Source organism: Pseudomonas duriflava (genome assembly GCF_007830155.1).
In the GTDB taxonomy this organism is placed as follows: domain Bacteria; phylum Pseudomonadota; class Gammaproteobacteria; order Pseudomonadales; family Pseudomonadaceae; genus Chryseomonas; species Chryseomonas duriflava.
In genome coordinates, this window is the sequence record NZ_VLKY01000013.1 from 106,753 (window position 1) to 124,186 (window position 17,434).

Genomic DNA, 17,434 nt, shown 5'->3' on the forward strand with positions numbered 1-17,434 from the left:
TCCCCATGGTTCTTCGATCTTTGTTCTGGCGAATCCTCGGCACTTTCTGGCTGGCTGTTCTGTCTGCCGTCGGCCTTACAATGATCCTAAGCCATATTCTCGACCAAGACGCCTGGATACTATCTCGACACCCAGGACTTAAGAATTTACCCGAACGATGGGTTGAACATTATGAGGAGCGAGGCGCCAATGCCGCCCAGGCAATGCTGGAGCGCCATAAACAACGTTTTAGGATCGACGTCCAAGTTCTAAGTGAAAACGGAGCACCTGTAGTCGAGGGCACCTTTCCTCCCCGCGCACGTGAGTTAGAACGACGTGAGCGTGACCGCCCTCTACCTTGGAGACGACTGGCTACCGAATATACCAGCGCTGAAACCGGGCGTAGTTATTTGTTCATCTATCACATTCCGTTTCCCGATCTGAACAACTGGCGTCGCCACTCGCTGCTCTGGCCGGTAAGCGTTCTGGTTATCGCTTGCCTAGTATTAACACTTTTTAGCCTCTTACTGACCCTGTCGATTACTCGCCCACTTAATCGTCTACGCAGTGCTGTACATGATCTAGGCCGTACAGCCTATCAACAGGACAGCCTAGCCCGACTATCGCGACGCCAGGACGAGCTCGGCATTCTTGCCCAGGATTTCAACCGCATGGGCGACCGCCTGCAGAGCCTGATCATCAGCCAGAGACATCTCTTACGCGACGTTTCACATGAATTACGCTCTCCCCTGGCCCGATTGCGTATTGCTCTGGCCCTGGCAGAACGAGCATCACCTGAAAACCGTGCCACTATGTGGCCGCGCCTGGAGCAGGAATGCGATCGATTGGAAACCTTGATTGGCGAAATACTGGCCTTGGCTAGACTTGACGGCGATACGGGAGACAAGACTCTGATCGTAGTACTGTCCTTAATGGAACAGTTACGTAGCGATGCCAGCCTGACAGCACCTGACCAGCATATTGAGCTAAATGTTTCTCCCGATCTTTGCTTATATGGCTGGCCTGACATGCTGGAACGCGCTGTCGATAACCTTATCCGCAACGCGCTGCGCTTCAACCCAGCGGACCGCCCTTTGGAAATCAGCGCTTTTCGACATGAAACCCTAGTAACGATCAATGTGCGCGATCATGGCCCAGGCGTTACTGAAGACGACCTGCCTCGCCTGAGCGAACCGTTTTACCGTGCAGCCAACCAGACCAGTCCGGGATACGGCCTGGGGCTGGCTATTGCACGCCGCGCCGCTGAGCGCCATGGAGGCACATTGACGCTTAGCAATCATCCTCAAGGTGGATTCGTGGCGACACTGACCCTGCAGGACGCCTCCTTCACGCCGGCCAGGCTGTAACAAAGCGGGACAGGTCTACAGCGGACGGCTTACGAGGAGCGATCTCTGGCGTACCCAGATAAACAAATCCAATAATCTCCTCATGATCGGCAATTCCCAAGCCGCTCATTACCACCGGATCATGAACCAGATCACCTGAGCGCCAGATTGCTCCTAGCCCCATGGCATAGGCAGCCAAAAGCATTCCGTGCACTGCGCATCCTGCTGCCAGGACTTGCTCTTGAACAGGTACCTTAGGGTGTTCTTGAGCACAGGCAATCGCAACAACCAGCAAAGGGGCGCGCAGCGGCATTGCACGCGCTTTTGTCACAGCCTCGGGAGCTGCCTGAGGATTGCGCGCCAATAAGGCCGAGACGAATAATTCCCCCAATTGCTGACGCGCCTCACCCTGTATGGTCAGGAAGCGCCATGGGCGGAGCTGTTTATGATCAGGCGCTCGCATGGCGGCAGCAAACAGTGTATCCAGTTGCTCTGCCCGAGGCGCAGGCTCGACCAATCGAGCGATGGAAACACGGTTGAGTAAAACATCTAACGCGTCCATGGTGACCTCATATCATGTAAAGGCTGTATTGTTATACAGACCTTACCGCCTACGCCATGCTCTGTCAGGTAGGAGCATCTGCTTTTAGCAAACGTTAAAGACTTTGGACGTTGCCATCGACCTCAGATAAGATCCTATCGCCGGTCCGTTACAATGATCGACGCTCTTTGCAAGACATCCGAGGCTTCCTATGGCACTACCCTTTCATTCAGATGGATCGAACCCATGAAGTTCCTGACCCATCGGCATGCCAATAGCCCGTCTGACTATCTTGGCGAATACTACTCTCGAGCACTGGCCTACTTGGCGCTGGCAGCGACCATTGCCGCCGGGGCCTATTCTCATCACTTTACCTATAGCATTCTTTGGCTGGTTCCTTACACGCTTGTCTATCCGCATTTGGCTCATCAAGTCAGCATGCGGCTACGCCGCTCGCATCCGCTGGAAACCGATCTCGTACTCCTTTTCATCGACTCGATCCATGCGGGAGTCGGCATCTTGCTCCTGGGCTTTACTGTCGTACCCAGCCTGATGGTGCTCCTGCTGTTAACCTTCACATCACTACTGATGGGAGGAGGACGATACGCTGCAATTGCATTACTGACAGCCTTGAGCGCTATGCTGGCTGCCAGTGCAGTGGTGCTGGAACATGTTGAGCCCTATAGCCCGCTATTGGTTTCTTTTGTCAGCATTATCGGCACCGGCTTACACGTATGCATGACGGCTCACTTCATGTACGAACAGCGTCTGCGTCTGAAACAGGCCCAGGAAGAGCTAAAGCTAGAACATGAAAAGGCGGCCAATTTGGCACATAACCTGTCTAAGTATCTGCCTTCCCAAGTATGGGAGTCGATCTTTACGGGCAAGAAGAACGTCATGCTGGAAACCCAGCGTAAAAAGCTCACCGTGTTCTTTTCTGACATCAAAGGTTTTACGGAGCTATCTGAAGAGCTGGAAGCAGAAGCGCTTACCGACATGCTCAACAACTATCTGAACGAAATGTCGAAGATCGCTATTAAATATGGCGGCACTATCGACAAATTCGTGGGTGACTGCGTCATGGTTTTTTTTGGCGACCCCAATACCCAGGGCGCCAAGAAAGACGCAGTTGCCGCTGTTTCCATGGCTATCGCCATGCGTAAGCACATGAAGGTGCTGCGTCAACAATGGCGTAGCCAAGGCATCACTAAACCGCTCGAGATCCGCATGGGCTTGAATACCGGCTACTGTACCGTAGGTAATTTTGGCGCCAGCATGCGCATGGATTACACCATCATCGGCCGCGAGGTGAATCTCGCTAGCCGTCTTGAAAGTGCAGCAGATGCTGGAGAAATCCTGATCAGCCATGAAACTTACTCACTGATCAAGGACGTGATCATGTGCCGTGACAAAAGCCAGATCAGCGTCAAGGGGTTCAGTCGCCCCGTACAGATCTATCAAGTTGTAGACTTCCGCCGCGATCTTGGCGCTTCCCCCAGCTATATGGAACATGAAGTACCTGGATTTTCCATGTATCTGGATACCAATAGCATCCAGAACTACGACAAGGAAAAGGTCATTCAGGCCTTGCATCAAGCAGCTGAAAAGCTGCGTGACAAGGTCATTTTGTAACCGAAAGGGCAGCTCTGGCTGCCCTTTCCCTTATCGGGCAAGCGACGAGAGCTTATACACCGCTTCACTTAGCTGCATAACGCCCTGTGCTGCAAACTTAGCATTTTCAGCCAGCACATCTTTCCGCTCCAAGGTTTCCAGCCGCCAGGCAGGCTCATAAAGACGATGCACCTCATCGTCAGAAACGGCGAAAGGCGGACCCGCGCGTTTTGCTTGGTCATACTCCAGCGTTATCAGCAATCCCTCTCCAGCAGGCATGAGGGTTTCAAGATGACGGACATAGCGATAACGCATAGCCTCAGGCAAAGCTATCAATGCTGCACGATCATAAACGGCTGAGCAGACCGGCATGTCCGCAGGGGTTAGTGCAAAGAAGTCTCCTTGCAAGATCGTAAACGGGCCCGCTTTATAATGACGCAACGTTCCATGGCTTTTACAGACAGGGACTAACCCCTGCTCTTCAAAAAAAGCCTCGACGGCTAGTGATGACAGCTCCACCCCTAGCACCTGAAAACCCTGCTCCGCCAGCCAGACCATATCAATCGACTTGCCACACAGCGGCACCAATACGACCGAGCCAGCAGAGACCTCAAGGGATTCCCAGTGGCGCTTCAGATATGAATTGGCGTGCAGCGAATGAAAACCAATTTCGTTGCGCTCCCACTTGTTCAACCAGAACGGCGTATCCATATCGCGCTCCTGCATCGATAACTGTTTGCTTTGCAAAAGCCTACTCTCTTAAGAAGGCTTTTTCTTTGTAAAAAAAAGCCCCAGACAGGCTGGGGCTTTTTTTACTCGAAGAGATTAATCTTCGCGATAACGTCGCAGGCGCAGGGGCTTACCGCCGACTCGCGTATCCTTCAGACGATTCAGCAACCCTTCGAGGCCCTCTTCCGGCAGCTCGATCAAGCTGAAGGATTCACGAATCTGAATACGGCCAATGGCCTCTCGATCAACACCACCCTCATTCAAGATCGCACCGAGAAGGTTCTTGGCAGCGATGCCATCACGTGCGCCCAGCGCGGTACGGCAACGAACACGGCCTTCAGGCAGTGGCGCCATGGGACGACGATCACGCGGCTCGCCACGTTCACTACGACCACCCCCCTGACGTTCGCGATCGGAAGAACGCTCAGACCGCTCACGAGAAACCGGTGTCAGCGGCTGCTCACGACGCACCGTCTCGATATCCAGAGCACGACCTGCAGTTAGCTTGGCCAGCAAGGCGGCAGCTAGCGTAGGAGCGTCACACTGCAAGCGTTCGCACAACTCATCACGCAGCGCACCACGAGTGTTTTCCGAATCAGCCAGCAATGCGCCCAAGCTATCAGCCAGACGGGAAATACGTGCTTCCAGCACAGCTTCGGCATCAGGTAGACGAATTTCACCAACCTTCTGTCCAGTTACCCGCTCGATCACCTGCAACATACGGCGCTCACGAGGAGTAACCAGCAACAACGCACGACCTTCACGGCCTGCACGGCCGGTACGACCAATACGGTGCACATATGACTCTGGGTCGTAAGGCATATCGATATTGAGCACGTGCGTGATACGCGCCACATCCAGCCCCCGCGCAGCTACGTCAGTCGCTACTACGATATCCAGAGAGCCATCCTTAAGAGACTCGATCACTTTTTCGCGTTGAGCCTGAGGCATGTCGCCATTCAGCGCACTGACGCGGTAGCCTTGGCGCTCCAAAAGCTCAGCGATATCCAGCGTAGCCTGTTTGGTACGCACGAATGCAATCAGAGCGTCGAAGTTTTCGACTTCCAGCAAACGCAATACAGACGCAGGCTTCTGGTCCGCATGAACCATGAGGTGCGCCTGCTCAATACGTGCCACCGTTTGCGTCTTCGACGCGATACGGATGTGCTTGGGTTCTTTCAGATGACGTTCGGCAATCGCCCGAATCGAAGGAGGCAACGTAGCAGAGAACAATACAGTCTGGCGCGACGCAGGCATGGCCTCGAAAATGAACTCGAGATCATCCATAAAGCCCAATTTGAGCATTTCGTCCGCTTCGTCCAGCACCAAGCGTTCTACTGTGGATAGTAGATTTTCATCGCGGCGCAAGTGATCGCACAGACGGCCCGGTGTAGCTACCAGCACCTGAGCACCAAGACGCAACGAGCGCAACTGCGGACCCATGGGTGCGCCGCCGTACAGGGCTACGACTTTCACACCCGGCATCTCGGTCGAATATGTCTCACAGGCTGTTGCTACTTGAAGCGCCAGTTCACGTGTAGGCACGAGAATAAGGACTTGTGGCTCGCGGCGAGCAGGATCCAGACGCGACAACAGAGGCAACGCGAATGCCGCCGTCTTGCCTGTACCCGTCTGTGCCTGACCAATCATATCGTGTCCAGCCATGATGACCGGAATCGATTGAGCCTGAATAGGAGAAGGTTCCTCGTAGCCAACAGCCTTGATAGCAGCCAGTACGTGGGGATTAAGTTCAAGTGCGGCGAAACCGCCGATTTCTTGGGTCATTGTTTTGCCTCGTGTACATCGCAAAGACCCAAGACCTTGTGCTACGCATGTCCGATAGACCGAAGTCACCCAGGCAGACGAGGTGAGGAAATTTGCGAGTGAATGAATACGTGGTGTTACGTCAAGGATAGTTCGCAATGCGAACGCACGGCCGGCCTATGCGCCGGGATAATGCAGTTCCTGAACGGAAAGGCCTGAAAAGACCGGCGCGTATCATAGCCGAATACAAGTCAAAAGCCCAGCAGCCTATTGAATTTCTTTTAAATTACCCTTACTCAGGTAGCTGGCCTAAGCAAATCGATATACGTCTGCAAGGAATACCCTAGGCGCGTCTCTAATACACGAGCGCGGTTACGCAACGCCTCCTTATCTAACTCCTCTTCCAGGCTGGACGGTACAAAAATAATCACATTCCCTTCCGGTACTGGGCACTCCCAATAGTGATGACGAAACATTCCGCGCAGGAACGCTGCACCGAGCGGCTTATTGTCCGTGCTGGTCCATTGATTGATGATCAACCACCCGCCTGGCTTCAGCTTACGCTGGCAACTGGTTAGAAACCCCCAAGCCAGATGCGCGGCAGAAGGTCCTACATCGGTATAAAGATCAACAAAGATAACGTCGGCCGGCTCGCACGTTTCCAGCAGATCGACAGCATCGCCGATACGAATGTGCAACCGGGGGTCATCGCCCAAACCAAAATGATCACGCGCAAGTTGAGGAACGGCTTCGCGCAACTCAATTGCTTCGACTGAGGTCAGTGGTAGCCAGTCGAGACATGCCCGAGTCAGAGTTCCGGCTCCCAGACCCAGGAACAAGGCACACTCAGGTGCAGATGGGCATAGGGCCCCCAGCAGCATAGCGCGACCATAATCGTATTCCAGCCAACCGGGATCTTTCGTTGAAACGCAGCTTTGCTCAACCTCGTCACCAAACTCAAGGAAACGGTACTCACCGACTTCTACAACCCGTATACGGCCATGCTCGTCATGTATCTCGGCCAGCAAACGCTCTGCGGTATCCATATTCCCTCCTGTTATGAGCGCCAGATCTTAAGCAGACCGATACAAGACGTCCATCACGGAGAAAGACTACAAACGGTTATCATGCCAGTCCTATTTGCCCACTATGCAAGAGCCTGCCATGAGTCAACCCTGGAGCCCTGACAGCTGGAGAGCCTTACCTATCCAGCAGCAACCTGTCTACCCTGACGCCACTCGCTTGAAAGACGTGGAAAATACCCTGGCGAGTTATCCGCCTCTGGTTTTTGCTGGCGAAGCCCGTGAACTGCGTCGGCAATTTGCCGAAGTCACCCAAGGGCGAGCATTCCTGCTACAGGGCGGCGATTGCGCAGAGAGCTTTGCCGAATTCTCAGCAGGCAAGATCCGAGACACCTTCAAAGTATTATTGCAAATGGCCGTGGTCATGACCTTCGCGGCTGGCTGCCCGGTAGTCAAGGTTGGCCGTATGGCTGGCCAGTTCGCCAAGCCTCGTTCGTCAGGCGAGGAAACCCAGGACAGCGTGACCTTACCTGCCTACCGGGGAGACATCGTCAACGGCATTAACTTTGATGAAACCAGTCGTGTACCGGACCCGCAGCGCTTGCTTCAGGCCTACCACCAAGCCACTTCTACGCTCAACCTGTTGCGAGCTTTTGCCCAGGGCGGCTTTGCCGATCTGCATCAGGTTCACAAATGGAATCTGGACTTCATTGCCAACTCTACGCTGGCCGAGCGTTATCACCAGCTGGCCGACCGAATCGATGAAACCTTGGCTTTTATGCGAGCCTGCGGCCTGGACAGTGCTCCGCAACTAAAAGAGACGAGCTTTTTCACAGCCCATGAAGCGTTGCTGCTCAATTATGAAGAAGCCTTCGTGCGCCGCGACAGCCTGACCGGCGATTGGTACGACTGTTCTGCTCATATGCTGTGGATCGGCGACCGGACCCGCCAGCCGGACGGTGCCCACGTAGAGTTTCTGAGAGGCGTGAACAACCCGATCGGTGTCAAAGTAGGTCCGACGACCAAGACGGAAGACCTGATTCGACTAATCGATATTCTCAATCCAGACAACGACCCCGGCCGCCTCAACCTGATCGTCCGCATGGGAGCCAACAAGGTAGCGGAACATCTGCCGCGCCTGCTTCAGGCTGTGCAGCGGGAAGGTCGACAAGTACTTTGGAGCTCTGACCCTATGCATGGGAACACCATTAAGGCGTCCAGCGGCTACAAAACGCGTGATTTCGCCAGTGTCTTATCAGAAGTACGGGAATTCTTTGAGGTACATCAGGCCGAAGGCACCTATGCAGGTGGCATCCATATTGAAATGACCGGACAGAACGTGACCGAGTGTATTGGCGGATCACGCCCTATCACCGAAGCGGGCCTGTCTGATCGTTACCATACCCATTGTGATCCTCGTCTTAACGCCGATCAGTCTCTGGAGCTGGCCTTTATGATTGCCGAGACGCTCAAGCAGGTGCGCCGCTAACATGAGCCAGTTGCGCCTTTAACGATAAGGCGCTGCCCTGTAGATGAATTTCCGCCAGCCCCAGCCAGTCGGCTAACTGGCGGAGATTTTCAGCCAATGCCTGGGCATCCTCCTCGTTCATCCGCGCCCCCTCCCAATGCACCGCATGTACCGCCAGCCGACCATGGGCACGCTCGGCGCGTAAGTCCACCCGGGCGATCAAATGCTCGTTGTGGAGAAACGGTAAAACGTAATAACCGTATACCCGTTTATGCGCTGGAGTATAGATTTCCAGCCGGTAACGAAAACCAAACAGCCGCTCGGTACGCGAGCGCTCCCAAATGAGCGAATCGAAAGGTGACAAGAGGGCGCTAATCTGCCGCCTGCGGACCGGCATATTGAGCTCTTTGCCAGCGTACGCCACAGACTTCCACCCCTCCACTGCGACAGCTTGTAGTTCGCCAGCTTCTACTAACTCACCAATGCGTGCCTTGCTGTCAGCAGAATCGAGCCGATAATAATCACGCAGGTCCTTTTCCGTCGCGACGCCCATGGCCCAAGCGCTGCGACGAATCAGCTCACGCTGTGCCTGGGCCTCGTCTAGAGACGATTGATTTAAAATCTCCGGAGGAATAACACGTTCGGGCAAATCGTAAAGCCGCTCGAAACCTCGCCGGCCCGCCACTGTCACCTCACCGGCAGCAAACAGCCATTCCAATGCTTTTTTCTCAGGGCTCCAATCCCACCAGGGGCCGGCCCGCTCAACTCGGCTAGTCAAGCTGCCTGCCCCCAAAGGGCCTTGTTCTTTTACGGCCTGGAGAACACGCTCGATTACCTCTCGCTGCTCCCGCCCCAAACGGGCCAGCTCATTATAAATACCCCGTCCCTGTGCGGCCCGTTGCATACGCCAGCGCATCAGGGGATAGCTGGTCATCGGCAACAACGAAGCCTCATGTCCCCAACACTCGAATAGTCGGCGCCGCTTACCCTTGGACCAAGCCAATTCATCCAGCAGAGCCGTACGGTAATAGCCCAGCCGAGAGAAAAGCGGTAGGTAATGAGAACGAACAAGCGCATTGACCGAATCGATCTGAAGAAGCCCAAGCCGCTCAATTAATACCTCAATGTGCCGATGACCAACCTTTCCGCGCGGCTTGGCATCAAGGAAGCCTTGAGCGTTAAGCGCCAGTCGACGCGCCTCTTTCAAGGATAAGGACAAGGGTGACGACATGGCGCTTTCCTGAATGAAAGAACCACCACCCTAAACAAGCCTGCCCCCAACATCAACGTGAGAAAGGATCATCCCAAAAAGGGCGCTCGCTTTCCTGGATAACATCGGCACGGGAAAGCCCAAGGTCTTTCAACGTCTCATCACTTAGCATGGCCAGCTGATGCCGCTGCCGGGACAACATACGCCAGCGTTCAAAGCGGGCAATCAATCGGCGCCAGAGCGAACCGTGCGGCCAATCATGTGGAGCTATAGAAGTGCGTTCTGGAGCGAAAGGTATTAAGCGAATCGTCATGCCATGCCCTCCTGCATAGGTATGGCACAAGTGTGTTTCAGCGCTTATGATCAATCCAACGAATAGTTCTTATGCTATACATCTCGGAGATTGATGAATGGCCCAGTATCCTAGTATCGAAACTGAATTACTGCGCACATTTATCGCCATTGCAGACCTCGGTGGCTTTACCCGCGCCGCCGAAGCAGTCAACCGTACGCAGTCGGCAATCAGCATGCAGATGAAGCGGCTCGAAGAGGACATTCTGCAGCGCCCCCTGTTCGAGCGTGACGGCCGACACGTCAGACTGACAGCCGAAGGCCAAGTATTGCTTGGGTATGCGCGCCGGATCATGGCCCTGCATAGCGAAGTGCTTAACACATTACGCGAGCCGCACATGGTAGGCACAGTCAAGATAGGCACGCCCGATGATTATGTAATGCGTTTTCTGCCTGGCATCCTGTCTCGCTTCGCCCAAGCCTACCCGTTGGTGCAGGTTGAAGTGCAGTGCGAAACCACTCTGCAACTGTTGCAACGGCATGATCTGGATTTGACTATCGTAACCCGCGAGCCAGGAAATGAAATCGGTCAGCTTCTTCGAGAAGAGCCCGTTGTCTGGATGCAGGCCGAGGGTTACACACCGTTGAATCAAAAGCCCTTACCTCTGGCGACTTTCAATAACGGTTGTTTCTGCCGCTCCTGGATGTGTAATGCACTGGATACGGCAGGCATTGATTATCGAATCGCCTATAGCAGCCCCAGCTTGTCCGCCATCCTGGCCGTGGTAGGTACCGGGCTAGCCGTCACGGCTCAACTACAGAGCCTGATAACGTCTAACCTCAGGATTATCGGCACGGAAGAAGGTTTACCTACCCTGCCCTCGGCGCGAATCATGCTGGTACGCAACCCAAGGACACAATCTGCAATTACAGAAGCCTTCGCTGACTACATCATGGAAGGCTTTCGCAGTTAGCACCCTAGATCGACTCATTCTACGACGTTTATTTGAGTGCCAGCAGGATGGCACAAACAAGCAAAAACCCGCAGAACGCTACACGCAGGTTACGCTCGGGCAAAGCGTGAGCCAGCCGCACCCCCCAGCCCACGCTGACGATGCCGCCTATTGCCAGCGGAATGCCTATGACCCAAGACACCTCACCATGCGTGGCGTACGTGACCAGCGTAAGACCGGTCGCCGGCAACGCCATCGTCAAGGACAAGCCTTGCGCCATGATTTGGGTAAACCCAAAGACACTGGTCAGTAACGGCGTCGCGATCACAGCACCACCCACGCCGAACAAACCGCCAAAGGCGCCAGCGGCAAGACCTAATACTGCCAGCCAGATCATACCCGGTGAATGCTCGCCCCTACGCCCTCGCATGCGCAGTTGCCAAAGGTTATATCCCACCAAAAACAGCAGGAAACCCACGAAAGCTTTGCGCATCAGTACCGGATCCAACCCAACGGCCAGGAGAGCACCCAGAAGAGCGGACACAATTCCGGATCCGGATAAGATAAAGGCGCGTCGCCAGTCAATTCGGTTGCGCTGGTTATACTTCCAGATGGACACCAGGACATTAGGCACCACCATAACCAATGCCGTGCCCTGCGCCAGTTGCTGGTCCAACCCAAACAGCAGCCCCAGTACCGGAATGGCGATCAACCCACCGCCGATACCAAACAGCCCGCCAACCACACCCAGAACACCGCCCAGGAAGACATTTAGCAGGATTGACACGACCTCCATGAGAACTCCTTGCTCCTAGCTCATCAACAGACCGCAGACAACGCGCCCATAAAAAAGCCCGGCATTTAGCCGGGCTCTTGAATCACAGCCACTTAGACCTTGGCGCGTGACTTGTACTCATTGGTACGAGTGTCGATCTCGATATAGTCACCGATATTGCAGAACTCGGAAACTTTCATTTCAAAGCCTGTGTTCAACCGGGCAGTCTTCATGACCTTGCCAGAGGTGTCACCACGCACCGAAGGCTCGGTGTAGGCAATCTGACGTACGATCGTTGTTGGCATCTCGATGGAGATAACACGATCGTTATAGAACACTGCTTCGCAAACGTCAGTCATGCCGTCTTCGATGTAGTTTACCGCGTCGCCCAGATCGTCTTTCTCGATCTCGTACTGGTTGAACTCAGTGTCCATGAAGACATACAGCGGATCGGCAAAATAGGAATAGGTCACTTCCTTGCGATCCAGAATGACCGGCTCCAGCTTGTCATCAGCACGGAATACCGTTTCGGTCGCGCTGCCGCTCAGCAGGTTCTTCAGCTTCATCTTGACCACTGCAGCGTTACGGCCGGACTTGTTGTACTCAGCCTTCTGAATGACCCAAGGCGCATTGTCGATCATGGCCACTTGGCCGGCACGGAACTCTTGTGCGGTTTTCATGCGGTTATCCGTTTGGAAAGAAGATAGAAATCAAGCGCTGTATGATAGCCGCTCTACATGGAAATGTACCAGCGCTGAGGCCAAGTCATTGTGTTCAGCCTGTCGGGCACACCAGCTTTCTGCATGAGCGGTCAGCTCACCTACGTATGGCATCCACTCACGCCACGCCTGACCAAGACTGCCTTCACCATTCCAGGCATGCCACAGAACCCGGGTCGCTTGGCCTGCAGCAGGGCTCAGCCCCACTAGGTAACGATCTAAAAAGGCATCCAGCTTGAGCATGTGAGCACGTTTATCCTGAGGATAAATATGCCAGATAAATGGTTGCCCCGCCCACTGTGCCCGTATGAAGGATTCCTCGCCACGCGCGGCGTTGAAATCGCAGCACCAGAGTAATCGATCATAATCGTCCTGCTGCCGGAACGGTATAATGTGAATGCGCAACTGCCTTCGATGATAAACGTCTCCCGGCATCAGGCGATCATAGCCTGCCCAGCGTGCAACGTTCCCAAGCACTCGCCCCTCTGGAATCAAGAGAAGAACAGGCTCAGCGCTTTTTGTCAGCTCGTCCAGCCAGTCATGCAGGCTGGGCATCTCATAGCTGAACAAGGAAAACAACCGCTCCCCCGGTCTTACAGAAACACCCAACTGCACCAAAAAAGCGTCACGCTCAACCGTCGACATGCGAAAGGTTTGGCGCCGCTCAAGCAGACCATGCTCACGGAGCAAACCACCTGTCCCAGCGGTAAAGCCAGGGAAAAAGAAAAACTTCTTCAATCCGTTAGGCTGAGGAGAAGCCAGGCCATGGCAGTCTTCGACCCAAGCCTCAGCGCTCAGGTATTCCAAATTAATCCAAAGCGGCTGAACCGTCCGGCACGCCATGGCCTCGACATAGACAGCCGGCAGCGGACAGCCGAAAGCCTCAATGACAACATCGGCCGGCCGTAAGATATCCGGCCACTCACTGGTCCAATGATGTACCTCAACACCCAACAGTCGCTGAGTCGACGCTTCTGGGGCGGCTTCGGGATGGATACGTGTAAAGGAGACCCAATCGTCCACAAAAAGACGCACCTCCTGATTATGCTCGGCAACCAATTGACGCGCTAAACGCCATGTCACGCCAATGTCGCCATAGTTATCGACGACACTGCAAAAAATATCCCACGACACGCTCATTGATTTTTACGGCCCCTGCTTTAGTCCTCCAATTTTGGCAGGAAGAGCCAGCCTTAGGTATGCTTCCTTTTGCTCAAGGATAGAATTCGTAATGACGTCCAGACATCTAAATGTCCTAAACAATGCTATCCAATGCGCACCTGCCTAATCAGGCGCAACCCTATAAAGAGCGACACACTCTTGTTGCGCATTAAGCGTTTCAACCTAAAATTCTACTGGCGGCTCTATGTGTAAATACAGACAAGCTGTCTGCTCTACCACTTCCAACAGAGTGGACGGTATTAGAGTGCTCGTACAGAAGCTTGATTAGCCAGAAGCCAATACAGACCAAGTTGAAGCAAGTAACCGTACTGAGAGGGCAAGGCTTGAACAATATGCAAAATAAAGAGCCTGCCCATATCAAGGGAAGCGATTACAGCACAGGCGCACAAAAACCATCGCCATACAAGACCTCGCGTCCTGTGAGTAGCATATTAGAGCCTGGCACTGTACTCGTGCGGTACGGTTTTCTCGGCATTGAAAGCTAGATCAAGATGTAGCTCGGCAATAAGGCGACCAAGAGAAGTAGCTTTTCGAGCGGCTTCGATAGGCATACCAAAGACCACCATCAGAGTATCTTTTGTACCTGGATGAAAAAACTCCAGCCCGAAATACTCCTGCTCGCTGTGAATCAGGCGACAGCCATAAGGTGAAAAACTGGACTCAAGTAAAATTTGGGCCTGCGAAAGGCTCAATGTATCGGACACGTACACCATCCTATAGGCCTCCATGCCTATTGAGTGGCTATTACCACTTCTGACGAAAAACCTTGCCTAGTTTATCGAAGCAGAGCGCGAATATTTCAGAAAGAATAATCAGGGCGACAAATGGCATTAAGCCATTAATCTCTTTGGCGTGGCTATCGTGTTTTGAGAAAACAGTATAAGCCCAAGCAAGCGCCGAAAACCGGCCCTTGAGAAGCAACTGAATGCTTCAAGGGAAGAGTTCAAAAGAAATATATGTTGAAGTCTTACTGCCTTTACCACTCAGCAACGCGACCTGCAACGCACCGACAGTCAGCTTAGGGACATAACGCTTATACTCCAGAAAGCACAAAACCCCTGGTGCCTAGCTCACAGGGGTTTCGTTTATCTGGCGGTGAGGGTGGGATTCAAACCCACAAGGCTCACTACTCTTCCTTAAGTGATTGATTTCTATGGTCCACCACCATTGAAGGTCTCGATCTTGTACTGATTTCCTGTACCGATACAAGAGAGGCAAGCCAAACTGGAGAGTGGCGGTTGTTGACGGAGCGAGAGGAATGATGATGCCCCCTACGTCGGTCTGCCCATCCCTGTGGTGGGGCGTCATTTGTTTTTCTGAAGCTTTGCAGGAGCGCCTTAGTCCTTCAGTGAAGCGCAACTGCAAGGGATGGTCTGCCTGGGTGGTTCAGGAACTGGTGAGAGGGTGGGGAAATCCAGTGCCACCACCATCACCTCCTTGGCCTTGATGAGCTGTCGCAGTTGCTGCCAGTCGGCATTGGTCAGACGGGACAACCGATCCACCTGCTCTACCAGCAGCACATCCCTGGCTGGGAGTCGCTCAAGAGGAGGAACAGCTCGGGCCGCTAAACGGAGGCACCGCTCTGGTTCTCGGTGTGGTAGGAGGCAATGCGCTGGCCATGGCTCATCAGTTGATATCTGCCGCGGCTGGCATCCTGGTCTTCGCGGAGGCGCGGAGGTAGGCACGGATGAACATGGCGAGCGGTCCTGCACTCGATTGCATGTACCTATTATTGGTGTGCTAGTTTGAGTGGTTAATGGGTTCTATACGGGTACGGAGACGGGTCGTTGTGCCTGTACTCGATCAGATACACTCAAAGTGGTGCGGGGAACTCTGATCTTTGTGCATTGCCTGCCTACTAAGAGTCCACTGTTTTGGAGGTCTCCATGTCTTATGACGATTCGCGCGCGATGAGCATCGCAGGCGTTCTGGCTGGCGCAGCCGTGGGGGCTGCAGCGGGTGCGGTAGCTGTCTGGGTTATGGATCGGGTGGACTGGTTTGCCTACGATCATGTGCCTGAAGAGGCTAAGCAGCAAACCCTGGCTGCTCGCCCTAAGGGCATAGACCCGGCCCATGTCATGGTGGAAAAGATGGCCGGAACGACTGGGACAGGGACCAGCCAACCGCATCTGGCTGGCATCGCTGCTCACTATTTACTCGGGGTCGCCCCTGGAGCGGTCTACGGAGCTCTCCATGAAAAAATGCCCGGCCTGAGTATGGGAAGAGGCAGTATGTTCGGTCTCGGGCTCTTCCTCATGCAAGACGAAGGCCTGTCTGGCAGGCCGCAGGAGTATCCATGGCAGGCCCATGCGCGAGGCCTAGTAGCGCATGTGGTGTACGGAGTGGTCACGGACACTGTGGTGAGGATGTTTAAGAAGGCTTTGCGTTAACTGAAGCCCTAGCAGGCTTCTGATTTCCAAGGAGTTTGGAAAGATCTCCAAAGGCTCGTTGGCACTGAGAGGCTATGTGGTCTTCGACTGCGATGGTGACGGGGCGGATGGAAGGTGGTCGAGCCTCTTCAGGGTCTCCTATAGAGCGTATGGGTAGCTCCTACCTGCAAGATCGACTAGCTGCAGGTACAGAACCTGGACTTGATCGCCGAGGGCACCGCTGCCCGCAATGCCGCAGCGAATATCCGCAAGCTGATCTCGGAGTGACTGTCATGGACCTCATCCAGGCCAACGCGCCGATCACCACGTCCTCCCGCGAGATCGCCGAGCTGTTCGAATGCCGCCACGACAACGTGAAGCGGACCATCGACAGACTCGCTTTTTAAGGGCGTCATCACTCAACCTTTAATAGAGGACGAGTCCCACAAGGACAGTTCGGGGCGCACCGTAGCAACCCATTCGTTGAATGGTAGCTAGCGGGATTCCGCCAGCGAAACAAGCGGTCATCCGCTATGCCGCCTGGGTTTCATCCGAGTTTGAGGATATGGTCTTCGATGCCTTCGAGGCTGTCCTTGAGATGCCTGACGTTGCCTTACTGGTAGCCGATAAGATGGCTGAGCCGGGTCGTCAAAAGTCTGCTGAGAACCTAAAGCGTTCTGCCTTCAATGATCGCTGCGACTGGAAGAGCCTTGCAAGAACACCCAAAAGGCTCACAGCCACACAGAAGCAATGCAAGAAACTCAATCGCCTAGCATACGAGAATGAGCGCAAGGACCTTCGAAGCCGTATCAGGTAGTACCTAAGTACAAGCTGGGCCACTCACCCCTGAAAGAATTGATCTAGAGCAGTCGGGCCATTTAACGACATAGTACTAGGGTGGCCCATAGGATCCCTCTTTGAAGGATGAGACCAAGAAAGGAAGACCAATTATGGTTATCTCTTCCCATAGGTCTCTTATGGATCACCTCAGGGAGCCTCCCAGGACTGTCTCTAGGTCAGCACTGAAGATACTACTGAGGATTTCCTGAGATCCCTATAGAGCCACCTTCAGACAAATTACTAATCAATGACTATTACTAGGTCTGAGACGTGATTGATCTACCCCTTTCACAAGGGGCCTTGGGTCTTTTAGGTCTTCTTTATATTGCGACCGAAATTGACTGGGCGTGAATGCCCTTTCTGAAAAGTCCCTAGAGGTCTCCCTGGGGTCTTCTTATATTGCGACCGAAATTACCTCCCCCTTCCGTCATCCCCCAATCACTTATACAGCCCCCTCAGTCATCCCTGACTACCTCTGCTCGCAATGAGCTTGAGGCCATGAGCAGGCCTGTTGCCGTCCCAGGCTATTTTATGAATAACGCCTCCTCCAACATTATCCAAGCCCTCCCACATTTATGTCCTGAAGCAGCAAAACTTCATGAAGCCCTTGAGAAGCACACAAGGGAAATCGAAGA

Annotated in this window: 16 protein-coding genes; 6 read left to right on the forward strand and 10 right to left on the reverse strand. The window is 53.9% G+C overall.

The genetic code is table 11. From position 1 onward, the window contains the following. Positions 1 to 5 precede the first annotated feature (5 nt). Positions 6 to 1,346, forward strand: coding sequence for a sensor histidine kinase (locus IQ22_RS17995; protein WP_145144558.1), 1,341 nt, complete (start codon positions 6 to 8; stop codon positions 1,344 to 1,346). Here the strand turns inward: IQ22_RS17995 and IQ22_RS18000 are convergent. Next, entirely contained in the window at positions 1,327 to 1,887 is a 561-nt protein-coding gene (locus tag IQ22_RS18000) for an NAD(P)H nitroreductase (protein ID WP_145144560.1), read from the reverse strand. The two genes, IQ22_RS17995 and IQ22_RS18000, sit on opposite strands and share 20 nt — an antisense overlap. A 225-nt stretch (positions 1,888 to 2,112) precedes the next feature. Between IQ22_RS18000 and IQ22_RS18005 the strand changes: the two genes are divergently transcribed. Beyond that, positions 2,113 to 3,498 carry an adenylate/guanylate cyclase domain-containing protein gene (locus tag IQ22_RS18005; protein ID WP_145144562.1) on the forward strand — a complete coding sequence of 462 codons (1,386 nt, stop codon included), beginning with the start codon at positions 2,113 to 2,115 and terminating at the stop codon, positions 3,496 to 3,498. Positions 3,499 to 3,528: 30 nt separating this feature from the next. On the opposite strand, the gene IQ22_RS18010 is transcribed toward IQ22_RS18005, so the two are convergent. From IQ22_RS18010 to IQ22_RS18020, 3 genes are all read right to left on the reverse strand, one after another. Then, positions 3,529 to 4,188, reverse strand: a complete 660-nt coding sequence (locus IQ22_RS18010; protein WP_145144563.1) for a thiopurine S-methyltransferase — start codon at positions 4,186 to 4,188, stop codon at positions 3,529 to 3,531. Between the two features lie 114 nt (positions 4,189 to 4,302). Then, a complete protein-coding gene (locus IQ22_RS18015; RefSeq protein ID WP_145144565.1) occupies positions 4,303 to 5,991 on the reverse strand; it encodes a DEAD/DEAH box helicase in 1,689 nt (562 codons plus the stop codon). Positions 5,992 to 6,266: 275 nt separating this feature from the next. Then, a complete protein-coding gene (locus tag IQ22_RS18020; RefSeq protein ID WP_145144567.1) occupies positions 6,267 to 7,016 on the reverse strand; it encodes a spermidine synthase in 750 nt (249 codons plus the stop codon). 118 nt (positions 7,017 to 7,134) lie between these two features. Here IQ22_RS18020 and IQ22_RS18025 point away from each other — a divergent pair, with 118 nt between their 5' ends. Then, positions 7,135 to 8,481: a class II 3-deoxy-7-phosphoheptulonate synthase gene (locus IQ22_RS18025; RefSeq protein WP_145144569.1), complete on the forward strand. Its 1,347-nt coding sequence runs from the start codon at positions 7,135 to 7,137 to the stop codon at positions 8,479 to 8,481. Here IQ22_RS18025 and IQ22_RS18030 read toward each other — a convergent pair. After that, the gene (locus IQ22_RS18030; RefSeq protein WP_145144571.1) at positions 8,462 to 9,691 is read right to left on the reverse strand and encodes a winged helix-turn-helix domain-containing protein; all 1,230 of its coding nucleotides are present in this window, start codon (positions 9,689 to 9,691) and stop codon (positions 8,462 to 8,464) included. The two genes, IQ22_RS18025 and IQ22_RS18030, sit on opposite strands and share 20 nt — an antisense overlap. Positions 9,692 to 9,743: 52 nt before the next feature. Next, positions 9,744 to 9,983, reverse strand: a complete 240-nt coding sequence (locus IQ22_RS18035; protein ID WP_145144573.1) for a DUF1127 domain-containing protein — start codon at positions 9,981 to 9,983, stop codon at positions 9,744 to 9,746. A 97-nt stretch (positions 9,984 to 10,080) separates the two neighbouring features. Here IQ22_RS18035 and IQ22_RS18040 point away from each other — a divergent pair, with 97 nt between their 5' ends. After that, the gene (locus tag IQ22_RS18040) at positions 10,081 to 10,935 is read left to right on the forward strand and encodes a LysR substrate-binding domain-containing protein (RefSeq protein ID WP_145144575.1); all 855 of its coding nucleotides are present in this window, start codon (positions 10,081 to 10,083) and stop codon (positions 10,933 to 10,935) included. A gap of 28 nt (positions 10,936 to 10,963) precedes the next feature. Here IQ22_RS18040 and IQ22_RS18045 read toward each other — a convergent pair whose 3' ends face one another. The 4 genes from IQ22_RS18045 to IQ22_RS18060 all read right to left on the reverse strand — a co-directional run bounded on the left by IQ22_RS18045 (position 10,964) and on the right by IQ22_RS18060 (position 14,294). Further along, positions 10,964 to 11,710, reverse strand: coding sequence for a sulfite exporter TauE/SafE family protein (locus tag IQ22_RS18045; RefSeq protein ID WP_145144577.1), 747 nt, complete (start codon positions 11,708 to 11,710; stop codon positions 10,964 to 10,966). A 92-nt stretch (positions 11,711 to 11,802) separates the two neighbouring features. Continuing rightward, complete coding sequence (gene efp, locus IQ22_RS18050) at positions 11,803 to 12,369, reverse strand: elongation factor P (protein WP_145144578.1); 567 nt, start codon at positions 12,367 to 12,369, stop codon at positions 11,803 to 11,805. A 30-nt stretch (positions 12,370 to 12,399) separates the two neighbouring features. Beyond that, positions 12,400 to 13,548 (reverse strand): elongation factor P maturation arginine rhamnosyltransferase EarP, encoded by a 1,149-nt coding sequence (earP, locus tag IQ22_RS18055; protein WP_145144581.1) that lies wholly within the window; start codon positions 13,546 to 13,548, stop codon positions 12,400 to 12,402. A gap of 473 nt (positions 13,549 to 14,021) precedes the next feature. Further along, positions 14,022 to 14,294 carry a DUF1652 domain-containing protein gene (locus IQ22_RS18060; RefSeq protein WP_158635454.1) on the reverse strand — a complete coding sequence of 91 codons (273 nt, stop codon included), beginning with the start codon at positions 14,292 to 14,294 and terminating at the stop codon, positions 14,022 to 14,024. A gap of 1,182 nt (positions 14,295 to 15,476) precedes the next feature. On the opposite strand from IQ22_RS18060, the gene IQ22_RS18070 reads away from it, so the two are divergent. Both IQ22_RS18070 and IQ22_RS23630 read left to right on the forward strand, forming a co-directional pair. Next, a complete protein-coding gene (locus IQ22_RS18070; protein ID WP_208733668.1) occupies positions 15,477 to 15,980 on the forward strand; it encodes a hypothetical protein in 504 nt (167 codons plus the stop codon). A gap of 74 nt (positions 15,981 to 16,054) precedes the next feature. Continuing rightward, positions 16,055 to 16,366, forward strand: a complete 312-nt coding sequence (locus tag IQ22_RS23630) for a hypothetical protein (RefSeq protein ID WP_167654182.1) — start codon at positions 16,055 to 16,057, stop codon at positions 16,364 to 16,366. Positions 16,367 to 17,434: the final 1,068 nt, after the last annotated feature.